Below are 15,999 nucleotides of genomic sequence, written 5' to 3'. Positions count from 1 at the left end.
ATATATTATGAATCCTATTGCTGATAAAAACCAAGAGAAATATAAACTGGCTGCATGAAACAAAAAGGGTAGGTCAATTTACTTTTGACACACCCTCTTGAACTTATATTCAATAATTAGATATCAAAGAGTGAAAGAGCTCCATTTTATATAGAGTATCAAAACTATTGTAGTTCTGTCTTAATTGTTTGATAACTGAGCTTAATAAATAGAATTAAACTTCTTAATTTTTAAAGAATGTGATGTTGTTCCTGATATATTGATGGCATTATAAAGCTTTTGTGGAAATATTAGATTTGTTTGTTGAACTATACCTCCATTTATAAACGCTTCAATAGAATTATTGTCGACAATTAATGTCAATGTAATATTTTCAGAATTAACATAAAGTGGAGCTGTATTAATACTTGGAAAATTGCTGGAAAAATTTACTTTACCCGATTTCGTTCTATCTGTCCTGAATTCAGTCGCATCTCTATCTATTGTTATAACAAACTCTTCCTTTGCATCATTTGAAAGTTTAAGGATAGTAGTATTTGAAGCAGGAATGGTCATATTAATCTCTAGTTGATATGCTTTATTATCAACATCTAGATGATACGCCTCTTCAGAATTTGATAGGGGAACCCATTCTTCACTTATTTCATCTAATTCACTCACAACCTCAGACGTTAGTACAGGATAACCATCCGGATGAGATTTTAATGTTAGAGTTCGGGGTAATGTTGCCCCGTTTCGCCATGTCATTGTTGGTACAGCCTCGGCATATTGCCAGTTACTCATCCATCCTATGAATATGCGTCTGCCATCACTTTCTGGAATATTATTCCATGTAACACCTGCATAGTTGTCTTTGCCGTAATCCAGCCAAAGCGGATAGGGCATATTATCTGCTTTAAATGTAGTTCCATTAAAGTCTCCAATAAAATATTGCGTACCTGAACCTCCATTCGGTGCTCCGGGATTTATGCTTACTAACAACACCCATTTTGTTTGCCCGTTATAAGTCAATGGGAACAAGTCTGGGCATTCCCAGACCCCTCCATGCCCACCAATACCATCTCCGAATTCACTCAGTTTTTCCCATTCTTTCAAATTTTTTGAACCATAGAATGTTATGGTCTGTGAAGTAGCCAATGACATAACCCATTTATTTGTCTCTTTATGCCAGAAGACTTTCGGATCACGGAAATCTATGATATTTTCGTCAGTAAGTATAGGATTAGCTTCATATTTTGTGAAAGTCCTTCCTTTATCAAGACTATAGGCAAGAGATTGATTTTGTCTGGCCCCGGAAGAGGTGTAAATAGCAATCATCGCATTTTCTCCAAAACCCGCAGTATTATTTTTATCAATAACCGCAGAACCGGAGAATATATCCCCTGATTTATCAGGGAAAAGAGCTGTTGGCAGATGCTCCCAGTTGATAAGATTTTTGCTGACAGCATGTCCCCAACTCAAGTTTCCCCAAAAAGAGCGATATGGATTATATTGATAGAAGAGATGATATTCACCATCCAAATAAACCATTCCATTGGGATCGTTCATCCAATATTTTTCTGGTGTAAAATGAATGGATGGACGATATGGTTCGTCATTATAGGTATTATTGTCTTTATAATAGTCATTTGAATAATCATCAGAACAGGATGAGAAAAAGCATATTACCCCAATTATTGATAACATGAGACTATTAGTAATTTTATCTTTCATAATATCGATTTTATTTAGTTTTCAAATACTCTAATGCATTATATGTAATTTTCTCAATGTTATCCTGATAGATATTTCTTCCATTATTTTGATTCCATTCAAAAGCTCCAATACCAATAGCAATAGAAGTCCCTTTAAACTCTGCATTTGGATAGGCTTCAAAATTAGCCATCATCCAATAGTCATTTATACCGTCCCATGTACCCAGTATTTTTATTTGATTATCTTCTGATATCTTAATATATCCATTCTCATCAGTATTGCCATATCCATAAAAATCACAGATATCTTTCCATATATTATTATGATTTTCTTTCCATCCAGAACCTATAAGCGGAATACATTTTTTACCATCTAACAGAATATGTGACAACCCTTTATATATAGGGTGTTCTGATTCATCATGAACTTTTCCAATACTAACATTTACATGCCATACATCTCCATTGTCAAAACCTCCACCCATTTCAATTTCTGAATTAAAATTAGACTTCATGCGTCCCATCGTCCACAAGTAATTTGTTGCATGTGTGTTCAACAACAAATTTCCTCCATCAGTGTAATATTTCTTCATTGCACTAATTACAGTTTCCTCCAAAGATATTGCAGGCAATAACGATCTCGGGGATTGAGCATCGCGTATCCACCAAATGACACGATATTGAGTTAAATCAGTTCCTGCTTTCACATCCTCAAATGATAGATAGGTTCCTGTTGGATAGGTTTCAAAGAACCATTTTCCTGCTGCTATTTCATCATCGTCAGCAGTAGCAAGAAACATATTGTAAGTCGCAGCATCCCCCAGAAACGCAATTTTGGTACTTCCTACTCTGATAGTAGTATAAACCGTTTCGGAAGAATTACCTTCTTCATCGAAACTCACTACACCTATTGTGTACACTTTTTCGGATGCGTTTTCCAAGGTATAAGTTGTAGCACTTCCCGGCAACTCTATTTTAGTACCATCATATCTTACTTCTATTTTACTTATTTTTTCATCGGGAAGCTCCCATGTTAATACAACTGTCTTTGCTCCATCCTTTTGACGTGCCGTTAGGCCATTGATAGATGAGCTTCCTTCGCGTGTAAAATAAATTGTTTGCCCAGTAGATATATTTCCTTCTTTATCAAGCACATTAAATGTGAATTTATATTCCTTTCCCACCTTTACTACGCCATATTTGTAGGATGTAGGATTGTTGGATATAACTTTAGTTTCGGCATCTGACGATACTTTCACACTCAAATCATTCTGATTTGGTAAAATCCATTCCACTCTTAAAGTATCATCATCTATTCGATATTCTAAATTGGATAATGGAGCTACTTTGGCATCATCCGAATTAATGTCACGATCGTAACACCCACTCAGCAATAAAGCTAACGAGAGTAAACTGAACACATAATATTTTAGTTTCATAATTCTTAGATATTAATAGTTATAATTTTGTTTGTACACATTCTTGCTGAAGTTTATTTGTTGTTGAGGAATAGGTACATACTCCTCTTTGTTTTTATCGAAATGTGCACCTTCATAATAAGGACGTTTTGATTTCTCGTTTTCATAATATGCATTCAGCACACTATCCGCGATTCCCCAACGAACTAAATCAAAGAAGCGGCTTCCTTCCATGGCAAACTCAAGGCGTCTTTCCCAGCGTAAAGCTGTCCGTGCATATGAGTTTGTCCAGGTTGCATCGTTAGCATATAATGCCATATTAACATTCGTAGCATAAGGAATAAGAGCGATGCTGTTTTTAGCACGCATCCTTATTTCATTTATCAGTGGCAAAGCCTCCCCTTCCCTGTTGAGTTCTATCAAAGCTTCAGCACGCATCAATAGTACATCTGCATAACGAATAATTATTCTATTCTTTGTATTTGCACGGAAGGGATCAATCAGAACTGATGACTCGTCTCCTACCTTTACATTTTCTTTCAACGAAGAGTAATAACCATATACGCCAGGATTTCTGTTATGCCCTGTCTCGAAGATATTTCCTAAATCGTATTTATATGGGTATCCAACCATTGCAACCGTATGATATAAGCGAGGATCTGCATTATCTGTACTTGCATCATAGTCAGCTAAATTGTATGAATTAAAATCAGGTAATCCGTTTTTCGTTTTAAACGCATTTACCAGATTCTGACTAGGCTTTTGAAAATCGCATGCGCCCGATGTATTTAGGGGTACGTTAAGTGCATCACTGAAATTTAACCGGCCTTTACTTGTGCCATCATCCTTTGAAAACTGAATAGAAAAAAGAGCTTCAATACCATTTTCGTATATATTTTTTCCAGGAAGAAAATTATGCGCAAAATCGGGAGCAAGATCATATGATGAACCTATTACAGCGGCAGTATATATTAATACCTGATCCAAATCATCTGTATCAATACTTGTAACATTATGCTTTTCGTCTTGACGATATGCTTTATATAGATATACCTTAGCTAAGTAAGCTGCAGCAGCATATTTGTTTGCGCGTCCTATCTCTGGTTGCACATCAGGTAAATTTCTATAAGCAAATTCAAAATCCGCTGCTATTTTCGCCCATGATTCATCATTTGTCAGTTCTACATTCGATATTGTACCATAAGCATCGGTTGGTACTACTTCGTCAATGTAAGGTACATTCTTAAACATAGTCTTCAGTAAAAAATAGAAATGTCCTCGAAGGAAACGGCATTCGCCTAATCTCCTATTTTTCATTTCAAACTCGTTTTCTGATACAGAATTGAGCACACGTATAGCATTATTTATACGTGAAATAGCTATATAACAATTATAGAAGAGAACATCCGGTTCTCCGAATGTAGGAACAATATTACTTGAGGTTTCGTAGAAATGGAATGCCTGAATATCTGATTCGTCACGTCCACCTTTATATGCATCATCAGAACGTACATTTCCATATGGCCAAAGATTGAATGGGGTATCATAATGGTCATTGCCTAACATCGAATATGCTGAAATCACATTTTTTTCAATCTGGTCAAGCCCTGATATATCATCATCATCTAAGATTCCATTTGGCTTTTCGTTTAGAAAATCAGAGCAGCTGCTAAAGACCAAAAATAAAACGGCTAATATGGATAAATATATTTTTTTCATAATTATATTATTATTAGATTATTTAGAATGAGACATTTAATCCGACAGTAAAAGTCCTTGGTATAGGATAACCAAATTGAGGGCTTTCCGGATCTACCCCTGTGAAACTTTTACTTTTAATCGTCCATAGATTTTGTCCACTTATATACAGTCTTAAATGGTTTGCATAGAATTTTCTTGTGATATGTGTAGGAAATGTATATCCGACTTGTAACATTCTTAATTTTAAATATGAACCATTTTCTATGAAGTAAGTGGAAAAACGTCCTTCATCATTTGTATTCAGAGATGTCACAGACGGAATGTCGCTATTTACATTAGTTGGGCTCCATGCATTTAATAGTCGACGTCCTTTATTGGAACCTGTTTCGCTTACACTCCAAAAATCAGTATGGTATTTTTGATCATTTACGACATCTATGTTATGGATTCCTTGCCAGAACATAGTTAAATCAAAGCCTTTATAACTTAAGTTGACATTTAGTCCATACATAAAATCGGGATGTTGTACGCCAATCCATGTCCTGTCATCATTATCAATTACTCCATCTCCATTTAGATCTTTGTAACGAATACGTCCGAGTCCTTTTCCTGGTTGCTGGGCGGCATTATCTACCTCCTCCTGTGTTTTAAATAATCCATCTGCAACATATCCGAATAAAGAATTAATAGGATGTCCCAATATATTATTTCCGGCTACTCCTCCATAGTTATTTTCTACATCTTCGGGCAAATAAGTCATTTCATTTCTATATAAAGAAAGATTACCTGTAATATCATATTCTAAACCGAATGGTAATTTATTTCGATAACCTACTGAATATTCCATTCCCCAGTTTTGCATTGAAGCACCATTTACCCAACGATTTCCACCTTCTCCTATCGCAGCAAGATAGGGTGGAAGCACTAGGATATCTTTGGTTTTCTTCATGTAATATTCTGCTGACCCGTAAAGTTTTTGTTCCCAAAAACCAAAGTCGAGACCAATATTGGTTTGTGTAGTTGTTTCCCATTTCAGGTTATCATTGGCAAGTTGTGTACGTTTAAATCCAGACTGTAATTGTCCCGATCCTGTTCCGCTAATATCATAAGATGTACTATGCACTGTTCCCCATGTAGGATCAGCAGTTCCATAATCAGGTACATATATATTATATATGGCTGTATTGCTTATTTCTTGGTTTCCTGTTTGCCCCCATCCTAAACGTAACTTCAGATCCGATATGTTATTTATATTGTTCTTGATGAAAGCTTCTTCGCTTAAACGCCATCCTAAAGAAAATGCAGGAAAAGTTCCATATTTATTATTCTTACCGAAACGTGATGAGCCATCGCGACGCAAGGTTACCGAAGCAAGATAACGATCATCGAATGAATAATTAACCTTACCAAAAAAGGATAACAAGGTATATGCTGTAGAGTTACCGCCAGCAATTGATTTTCCTGTACCTACATCAGGCCACATATATTCAGGTGTTTCAAGTTCAAAGCCTTCACGATATGAGTTGAAATTGACATTTTCTTCTCTAAAGGCTTCTACTCCTAACATTGCATCTGCTCTATGTTTACCTACTGTAATATTGTAAGATGCAATCGCATTCCAATTCCATTTTAGCCAATGTCCTTGGTTTAAGTTTACTGAATTAATATCACTCTCTAATTTCCCTGATTGATATTTTCGGACAAGATCACGTTTATAATAATTCCCATAGTCAAGCCCAAAATTAGTTCTCAAATCCAATCCTTCAATTGGATTAACGGCCAGAAACGCATTACCAAAAGTTCTCCAATATGAATATCTATTATCTTTTACGGCTTCAACTAATCTTACAGGATTTTGTCGGTCATTCATTACTCCCACAGGACCTCCCCATCCCCCCGATTCTGTATAAACGGGTAACATAGGCAAGGCTTGTAATGCGGTATTCAGAATACCGTCGGGTGCTTGTACCTCACTGGTTCTATTAAGTGTGAAGTTTTCCCCTATTGTTACTATTCCGTCGAATAATTTGTATGAAGTATTCATTCGGGCTGAAATTCGGTCGAAATCGCTGTTTTTGATCACCCCTTCATTAGTAAGATATCCCAACGAAAAGAAATAACTACCATTATCGGTACCGCTACTTACCGACATATCATAGTTCTGCATAACACCTGTTCTTGTTATTTGATCAAACCAATCAGTGTCTGCTGTACGCATTGTATTTCCACTTCCCACTACGTATTCGGGTAATATGACTTTATTGAGTACTGCTACTCCATTGGCATCATATCCCCAGTCGTAAGTATAACCTATCGCGTTGGCATTGGGATCTTTCCCTGCATTTACTTCTGCTTGCCACATCATCCGACCATATTCTTGGGTATTTAACATATCCATCTTGGTGGTGTATTTTGAGGTGGTAACACCTGCATTGAAATCAATCTTAACTTTTCCCTTTTTCCCTTGTTTGGTTGTGATAATTATAACACCATTGGCCGCTCGTGAACCATATATACTTGCCGATGAAGCATCTTTAAGAACCTGAATACTTTCTATATCCGCAGAGTTCAATTCATGCATGCCAGCTTTGGTTGGCACACCATCTATTATATATAGGGGATCATTATTGTTCAATGTGCCTATCCCACGTATACGAATAGTAGAAGCCCCACTCGGATTACCATCAGTAGTTACCATCATACCGGCAACTTTTCCTTGTAGAGCTTTCATAGGATTATTTTCAGCTACTTTCTTTATCTCATCAATAGATACAACTGATACAGCTCCTGTCAGATCTGCTTTTCGTTGGGATGTATACCCTGTTACAACTATCTCATTTAATAATTGTTGGTTTTCAGATAAAACAACATCAACGACGTCTCCATGGCTAACAGTCTTTTCTTGTGCTATCATTCCAACCATAGAGAAGACCAGGGTGGCTGATTCTTTTGTTAATTGAATCCGATACCTTCCTTCAATATCTGTAACTGTTCCATTTGTTGTTCCCTTTTCAACAACACTGACTCCTATTGCACCCAAACCGTCTTCTGCCAGAGTAACAACCCCTGTTACTTCCTTTGTTTGAGAAAAAGCAAGTGAAGGAAGAACAAATAAGAAAAATATTGAAATACAACATTTCAATTTAAAAATGTGAGTTTGTTTTTCCATTTGGTAATTAAATTTATTGTTTAACATATTAATTTCATGGTTGTACAAAACTATACGGAATTAAGTCTTCCTTATGTAAGGGATGTTTCAGATATATGCAAAAATGTTGCAATGCACAAGAAAATAAAATAGATGCAACATTTCTGCAATCGTTGGCAACATCTGTTATAGCGTTATTGTGGCATTAATTATTCCTTTGTAAAAAAGGATATAACTTTAAATCTTTGGTTAAAGAATTTCTTCAATAAAAAATTCAATCAATATTATAAACTTATTAATTAAACCATGAAAAAAAAAATAGGATTACTTTTTTGCACCTCACTGATGATAATGACCGGATGCTCATCAGAAGATATTGTTATTGACGATTTTGAATCGGGAACATATGATAAATGGACAATAGAAGGAACTGCTTTTGGTACTACTCCGGCTCAAGGGAAATGCCCCAATCAACAGGAAGTAAACGGTTTCTATGGAAAATTTCTGGCTAATAGTTATAATGGAGGAGACCAACTAAAAGGGTCATTAAGTTCTTCTGAATTCAAAATTGAACGGGAATATATCAATTTCTTACTGGGAGGAGGGAAGAGTAGTGATATATATATCGAATTATTGGTAGATGGTAAAAGTATATATAAAAATTCTCCGCTCGTAAATAGTGAGACTTTACAATGGACTACATGGGATGTTAGGCAATATAAGGGTCTAAAAGCCAAGATACTTATTACAGATAACCATGATGGAGGATGGGGGCATATCCTTGTAGACCAAATTATAATGAGCAATATGGAAAAAAGTTCGGTTATGATTGATCATAAAATTTCTTTCAAGGCAGATAAAAAATATATTTTGGTTCCAATTGATGATTCCGCTCCGGAAATAAGTACACAACTAATAGTGAATGGACAAGCAGAAGGTGTGCCTATGAACATTAATATTGCCCAATCGGAGGTATCCTATTGGGTCCCAATAGACATAGAGAGATACAAAGGTGATAATATAGATTTAGTATTCTCTTATATAGATAAGAATAGTATAGGATATTCTCAAATTAAGCAATCGGATGACTTTCATTTTAATGTTAATGAAAAATATCGTCCAACATACCATTTTACACCTAAATATGGCTGGATGAACGATCCCAACGGTATGGTATACCATAATGGAAAATATCACTTGTATTATCAGCATAACCCTTATGGCTCTTTATGGGGTAATTTGAGTTGGGGGCATGCGGAATCTAAGGATCTTATTAAATGGGAACATCAACAAGAAGGGATAACACCGGATTCACTGGGGGCTATTTTCTCAGGAAGTGCGGTCATCGATAAGAATAACACTGCCGGTTTTGGAAAAAACGCGATGGTCGCTATTTATACATCCGCAGCTGAAAGGCAAACCCAGAGCATTGCTTATAGTCTGGATAATGGACAAACTTTTACAAAATATAATGGAAACCCTGTACTTACAGATTCCAATATTGTTGATTTCCGTGATCCGAAAGTGTTCTGGCATGAAGTTTCACAAAAATGGGTCATGTCATTGGCTACTTCACAGACCATAACATTCTATGGTTCAAAAAATTTGAAAGAATGGGAGAAACTGAGCGAATTTGGAGAGGGGCTTGGTGGACATGATGGAGTTTGGGAATGCCCTGACCTGTTCCCTTTAACTTATAATGGAAAAACTAAATGGGTACTATTTGTCAGTATCAATCCTGGCGGTCCTAATGGAGGAAGTGCCACCCAGTATTTTATCGGTGATTTTGATGGAAAAACGTTTAAAGCCGATAAACTATCTTATCCTATATGGCTTGACTATGGACGGGATAACTATGCCGGTGTTATTTGGAATGATGCTCCGGATAATCGTCGGATTTTTATTGGATGGATGAATAACTGGGATTATGCAAGAGAAGTGCCGACAGTCAATTTTAAAAGTGCCAGTACTTTGCCTCGCGAATTAAAACTTACACACAATGGCGAACATTTAGTTATAAGTAATCCTCCTGTAAAGGAAATAGTCAATTTAAGAAATGAATCGAAGAAAGTGCAAGATATTCAGGTAGAAAGTACTTATACCATTGATAAACTTCTAGATAAAAATGATGGGGCATATGAGGTAGAAATGACCTTAGAAGCCGGAAGTGCAAAAAAATTTAGTTTTACACTCGAAAACCGGAGAAAAGAACAACTGAAATATTCTTTCAATTTGAAAGATGGAGAACTTCTAACAGATAGGTCGAAAAGCGGAGTTGCTGATTTTAGTGAAAAATTTGCACTAAAAGTAATAAAAGCACCTCTAGCCCAAAAGAATACTTATAAGATTCGTCTCTTTATAGATAATGCATCTTCAGAACTGTTTGTTAATGATGGTGAACTGGTTTCTACAAACATTATATTCCCATCAGAACCTTATAACTCTTTGAAATTTGAAGGTAATATCAATGTCAAGGATATAACTATCCATAAGATTAAATAATATTTTGAAATAATTAAAATCATGACTAATAATAAAGGATTTTACACAAAGATTCTTCCCATAATGCTTGCATTCTTCTGTATGGGATTTGTCGACATGGTAGGTACTGCCACCAACTATGCACAAAAAGATTTGGGACTGGATGATGCTACGGCAAATATATTTCCGTCTATGGTTTTCTTTTGGTTCCTTATATTTTCCGTTCCTACAGGAATACTAATGTCCCGAATCGGGAGAAAAAAAACAGTAATTATCAGCTTATTGGTAACTGCCTTGTCAATGATAATCCCGTTTGTATGGTATGACAAGACATCGCTTATTATAACCTTTTCTTTATTGGGAATAGGCAATACCCTGATGCAGGTTTCGTTGAATCCTCTGTTGTCGAGTATTGTAAAAGGTGATAAACTGGCAAGTTCCCTAACCTTCGGACAGTTCGTAAAAGCAATAGCATCGTTCAGTGCTCCGCTAATAGCAACAAAGGCCTCATTAATGTTTGATGACTGGCGCATGATTTATCCCTTATTTCTATTAATTTCGGTGATAACAGTATTATGGCTTGGTATGACCCGTATTGATGAACAGAAAGAAGAAGGTAAAGGTGCGACATTCTCCGAATGTTTTAAGCTTCTTGGAAATGGGGTTATATTGCTCTGTTTTCTAGGTATCATGTGCCATGTGGGAATTGATGTCGGGACTAATGTCACTTCTCCCCGTATATTAATGGAAAGATTAGGCTTGACAAATCTCGATGATGCCAATTACGCAACAAGCGTTTATTTTGCCTTTCGTACTGCAGGTTGCTTTATTGGAACTTTCATCTTGGCACGTTATTCAGCGAAAAAGTTTTTCGGGTTAAGTGTACTCTGTATAGCTTTGGGCATGGGAGGGCTTTACTTCCTGCAAGGTGAAATTATTTTGTGTGCATGTATAGGTTTGATTGGTTTTGGAAATTCCAATGTATTTTCCGTTATATTGTCACGTGCAATGCTTTACATGCCTAATAAGAAAAACGAGATATCGGGACTTATGATAATGGGCTTGTTTGGCGGAACTATATTTCCTTTTTTCATGGGACAGGCAACTAAAGCATTAAATAATTCTCAAATAGGAGCTTTGATAGTTATGAGTATTGGGGTTATTTATCTTCTGTTCTTAGCAACCAGAATTAAAGATAAAATGAATTCTATTGAATAAATCTAATAAAGAAATAAGCAATGAATAATACAATTGTAGGACTTGGAGAAATATTATGGGATATTTTCTCAGAAAGAAAAGTGATGGGTGGTGCCCCCGCAAATTTTGCATACCATGTATCGCAGTTCGGATATAACGGTCACGCCGTAAGTGCCGTAGGAGATGATTTGTTAGGTAAGGAAATATTGGAATGCCTGGCAAAAAAAGAATTGAATTACCTGATAGAGACTACAGATTACCCTACCGGAACAGTAAATGTGAAACTGAATAAGGAAGGAATTCCTGAATATGAGATATGTGAAAACGTGGCATGGGACAATATTCCTTTTACTGCCAAGACCGAAAATCTGGCAAAAAATACGGGGACAGTATCTTTTGGATCTTTGGCACAAAGAAACAGCGTATCGAGAGAAACTATTAAAAGGTTTCTGAAAAGCATGCCTGAAAACAGCTTAAAGATATTTGATATAAATCTTCGCCAGCATTTTTATTCTAAAGAATTGATACATGAATCTTTGCAACTTTCAAATATGTTAAAAATTAATGACGAAGAAATTGTTTTAGTCGCACAGTTGTACGGATACAAAGAAAATGATGAACAGGAAATCTGTAAACGTTTACTCGAAGAATACGAACTTGATATTATAGTATTAACAAAAGGAACAAATGGTAGTTTTGTATTTACACCCAAAGAAACATCATATCAACCAACACCAACAGTACATGTAGCAGACACTGTCGGTGCCGGAGATTCTTTTACAGCTGCTTTTGTTGCATCATATTTGCACGGTCAACGACTCACAAACGCACATCAGTTAGCCGTTGAGGTATCAGCCTATGTATGTACACAACATGGTGCTATGCCTAAATTGCCGGATGCTTACCTGGAATTATTTAGGAAATAAAATATAAAAGCATCGTATTTAACTTTTAATTACGATGCTTTTTATAGATTTGCCTATTATATTAAATCCACCATGAACAAAACCTGTCTTATACTCATACTTATACTTAGTCTCTTATGTTCCTGCAATAGAGAAGAAAAGAGTAAATACATCATTGGAGTTTCACAATGCAGCGATGATTTATGGAGGCGGACAATGAACAACGAAATCTTACTGGAAGCCTCTATCAATCAAAATATCGAAGTTGATATAAAAACGGTTAAGGACGATACACAACAGCAGATAAGAGATATTGAAGAATTAATAAAGAATGGTGTCGATTTATTAGTTGTTTCCCCAAATGAGTCTACTGCAATAACCTCCGTTGTACAGAAAGCGTATAACATGGGGATTCCTGTCATCCTTGTTGATCGAAAAATTGATACAGAAGACTACACTGCTTATATAGGAGCAGATAATTATCAAATTGGTAAAGAAGCAGGCATATATACAGCGGGCATACTGAATAACAAGGGAAATATTGTTGAAATGAGAGGTTGGAATGGCTCAACCTCTGATGCAGAGAGACATGCAGGTTTCATCGATGGAATCAGAAATTATCCTGATATAAAAATTATTGCAGAATGCCGAGGAAACTTTTTAAAAGAAGATTCCGAAAAAGAGATGACCAAGATACTGAATTCATTTAAAGAAATTGATCTTGTATTTGCTATGAATGACCCGATGGCATTAGGGGTACATGAGGCTGTTTCTAATTATAGTGGGCGTTTCCCTTTTATCATAGGAATTGATGCATTGCCAGGTGAAGGCGGTGGTATGGAAAATATAGAAAAAGGGATACAAAATGCTTCATTTATTTACCCCACTGGAGGAGATAAGATAATTGATCTGGCATTAAAGATATTACAAAATAAGCCATATCTTAAAGAAAATATCCTGCATACAGCAGTAGTTGATAGAAGTAACGTCAGAGTACTCCAATTACAAACCGAACAAATAGCAAACCATCAGGAAAAAGTAGAGCGTATAAATGAACTTTTAGACGAAAGCCTTAAACAATATTCTAATCAACAAACTCTTTTCTATGGTACTATTCTTGTACTTCTGTTGATTTCAATTCTACTTGTCGTATCTGCCCTTGCATATCGGAACAAAAGTAAATCAAACAGATTATTGGAAGAACAAAAGAATCAACTGGTTTCTTTGTCTAAACAATTGGAAGAAGCAACGAATGCAAAACTGGTCTTCTTTACAAATATATCTCATGAATTCCGTACTCCACTTACTCTGATTCTAGGACCAATAGACACACTTTTAAATTCCGGAAATATTTCTGCAAAACAAAAAGCACTACTGGAAATCATCCAAAGAAGCAGTAACAGTCTTTTAAATCTACTTTCTCAAATTATCGAATTCCGGAAATATGAAAATGGGAAATTAGACATTCAGTTTGTAAAAGGTGATATTAAGTTATTTCTGGAGGATTTAAATATTGCCTTCTTAGATTATGCAGAGAGAAAACACATAAACTTCACTTTTACCACAGATGATGATAATTATATTATTCCTTTTGATAAAGAAAAGGTAGAGAAGATATATTTTAATCTTTTGTCAAATGCATTTAAACATACTAGAAAAGATGGAACTATTCATATAAATATTACAAAAATCCAATATAATGATGCAGACTATTTTAAACTATCAGTATTTAATGATGGAGAAGCTATCCCTCCAGATAAAATAAATAATATATTTAATAGGTTTTACAAAGTTAATCCGACAGATTCAGGTACCGGAATAGGATTGGCTCTTACAAACTCGCTTGTTGATTTGCATAAAGGTGTAATATCTGTAGAAAGCATAGAAGGAAAAGGAACAGTGTTCGATGTTCTACTTCCATATGAACAGGATTTAACAGATATAGTAGTATCTGGTGATACTCATGCAATCAGAAGTGCCGAATCTTTGCTCCTAACGGATGCGGAGTCAATGCAGGAAAAAATATTTGTTGAGAATATATTAAGTGAAGATAAAAAGATTATTCTGCTTATAGATGACAATGTCGATATGCGGAATTATATGCGATTGATATTACACAAAGACTATACAATAATTGAAGCTGATAATGGAAGCACAGGAATTGAGCTATCCATAAAGTTCTTACCCGATATTATTATTTGTGATATAATGATGCCGGGCATAGATGGTTTTGAGGTCTGTAACACTCTAAAAGAAAATATATTTACAAGTCATATCCCTATAATCTTGCTTACAGCTTGTTCTTTGGATGAACAAAAAGCTCAAGGATTTAAAAGTGGTGCTGACGCATATATACCAAAACCATTTAATGCACAGTTATTGAAAATAAGAATAGATCGATTAATCGAAAACAGGCAAAAGATAAAAGACGCATTTACAAACAATTTACTTAGTGATTCAAAGAAAACGACTTTGGCGGAAATAGAGCAATCTTTTATTAATAAATTCCAAAAATATGTAGAAGATAATATAACAGACCCAGATATGAATATAGTTGAAGTTGCGCAATATATGGGTTTGTCCCGGTCACAATTATATCGGAAAATAAAGTCTATAACAGAATATTCACCCAATGAGTTTATTCGAATATTGAGACTAAAATATGCTGCCCAAATGATTATTTCAGGTACGCCAATCTCCGAAATTGCATATAAATCTGGATTCTCTTCAGCTTCTTATTTTACAAAATGTTTTAAAGAATTTTATAAAGTTAGCCCTACAGAATTCATTAAGTCAAAATAATTCATTATAAATTTTTAGAATACCAATAAAATAAACCGCAGGATCTAACTTTGGTTTTCGCCCTCCCTTTTTCCATTTTCTTTGATTGTTACTTTCCATAAACTTTAGTTGTTTTTATTATTCTACAAAATTGACGACTCCGGAGTTAATTTCCCCCGACTTTCAGAGGAGTGGACAAGGTGTTTTAAGGCACTTAAAACGTTTTGAGTGTACTCAAAACATACCTTGCCATGCACTGACGTGCATCAAAATTTACATTGCAAAATTAGAATCTATGTATTAGATAAACGTGAGTTCGAAATAAGAAGATGCTGATACTGTTATGATTATATGGCGAATTGCGTCCTTTGCGGCTCTACTTTGCACTCTTTGTGGTAAAAAAATATAGGCTTAACCGCAAGGTACGCAAGGATTTACACAAAGGGCGCAAGAAAAAAACACATAATATACTGATATTTAGATATTTTTATTTCGAACTCACGTTAGATAAAATAGAAACTTACCTGCGCCAACCGATGCCAACCTCTACCATGTAAAAGAAAATGATAACTTGAGAAATGATGTTTTATTGTTCGCAACATTGTAGTATTTGCTATACGAAAGTGCAAGCGAGCATATAAACATATTTATGATAGACTAAATAATCAGTCGTT

Annotated in this window: 8 protein-coding genes; 4 read left to right on the top strand and 4 right to left on the bottom strand. The window is 35.4% G+C overall.

Features of this window, described 5'->3' with window-relative positions; all coding sequences use genetic code 11:
- Positions 1-201: 201 nt before the first annotated feature.
- Genes D0T57_RS07240 through D0T57_RS07225 form a run of 4 tightly spaced genes read right to left on the bottom strand, consistent with a single transcriptional unit; the run spans position 202 to position 7,982 of the window.
- Positions 202-1,713 (bottom strand): glycoside hydrolase family 32 protein, encoded by a 1,512-nt coding sequence (locus D0T57_RS07240; RefSeq protein WP_163272343.1) that lies wholly within the window; start codon positions 1,711-1,713, stop codon positions 202-204.
- A 10-nt stretch (positions 1,714-1,723) separates the two neighbouring features.
- Positions 1,724-3,133 carry a DUF4960 domain-containing protein gene (locus D0T57_RS07235; RefSeq protein ID WP_163272341.1) on the bottom strand — a complete coding sequence of 470 codons (1,410 nt, stop codon included), beginning with the start codon at positions 3,131-3,133 and terminating at the stop codon, positions 1,724-1,726.
- 12 nt (positions 3,134-3,145) lie between these two features.
- Complete coding sequence (locus tag D0T57_RS07230; protein ID WP_163272339.1) at positions 3,146-4,831, bottom strand: RagB/SusD family nutrient uptake outer membrane protein; 1,686 nt, start codon at positions 4,829-4,831, stop codon at positions 3,146-3,148.
- Positions 4,832-4,853: 22 nt separating this feature from the next.
- On the bottom strand, positions 4,854-7,982 hold the full coding sequence (locus D0T57_RS07225) for a TonB-dependent receptor (protein WP_163272337.1): 3,129 nt from the start codon (positions 7,980-7,982) through the stop codon (positions 4,854-4,856).
- Between the two features lie 285 nt (positions 7,983-8,267).
- Here D0T57_RS07225 and D0T57_RS07220 point away from each other — a divergent pair, with 285 nt between their 5' ends.
- From D0T57_RS07220 to D0T57_RS07205, 4 genes are all read left to right on the top strand, one after another.
- Positions 8,268-10,463 (top strand): GH32 C-terminal domain-containing protein, encoded by a 2,196-nt coding sequence (locus D0T57_RS07220; RefSeq protein WP_163272335.1) that lies wholly within the window; start codon positions 8,268-8,270, stop codon positions 10,461-10,463.
- 21 nt (positions 10,464-10,484) lie between these two features.
- A complete protein-coding gene (locus tag D0T57_RS07215; RefSeq protein WP_221412193.1) occupies positions 10,485-11,660 on the top strand; it encodes an MFS transporter in 1,176 nt (391 codons plus the stop codon).
- 20 nt (positions 11,661-11,680) lie between these two features.
- Complete coding sequence (locus D0T57_RS07210) at positions 11,681-12,565, top strand: carbohydrate kinase (RefSeq protein WP_163272333.1); 885 nt, start codon at positions 11,681-11,683, stop codon at positions 12,563-12,565.
- Positions 12,566-12,637: 72 nt separating this feature from the next.
- Positions 12,638-15,346 (top strand): substrate-binding domain-containing protein, encoded by a 2,709-nt coding sequence (locus D0T57_RS07205; protein ID WP_163272331.1) that lies wholly within the window; start codon positions 12,638-12,640, stop codon positions 15,344-15,346.
- Positions 15,347-15,999: the final 653 nt, after the last annotated feature.

Origin of the sequence: Dysgonomonas sp. 511 (genome assembly GCF_010501105.1) — a bacterium.
Classification (GTDB): domain Bacteria; phylum Bacteroidota; class Bacteroidia; order Bacteroidales; family Dysgonomonadaceae; genus Dysgonomonas.
This window is presented reverse-complemented; position numbering and strand designations above follow the sequence as displayed.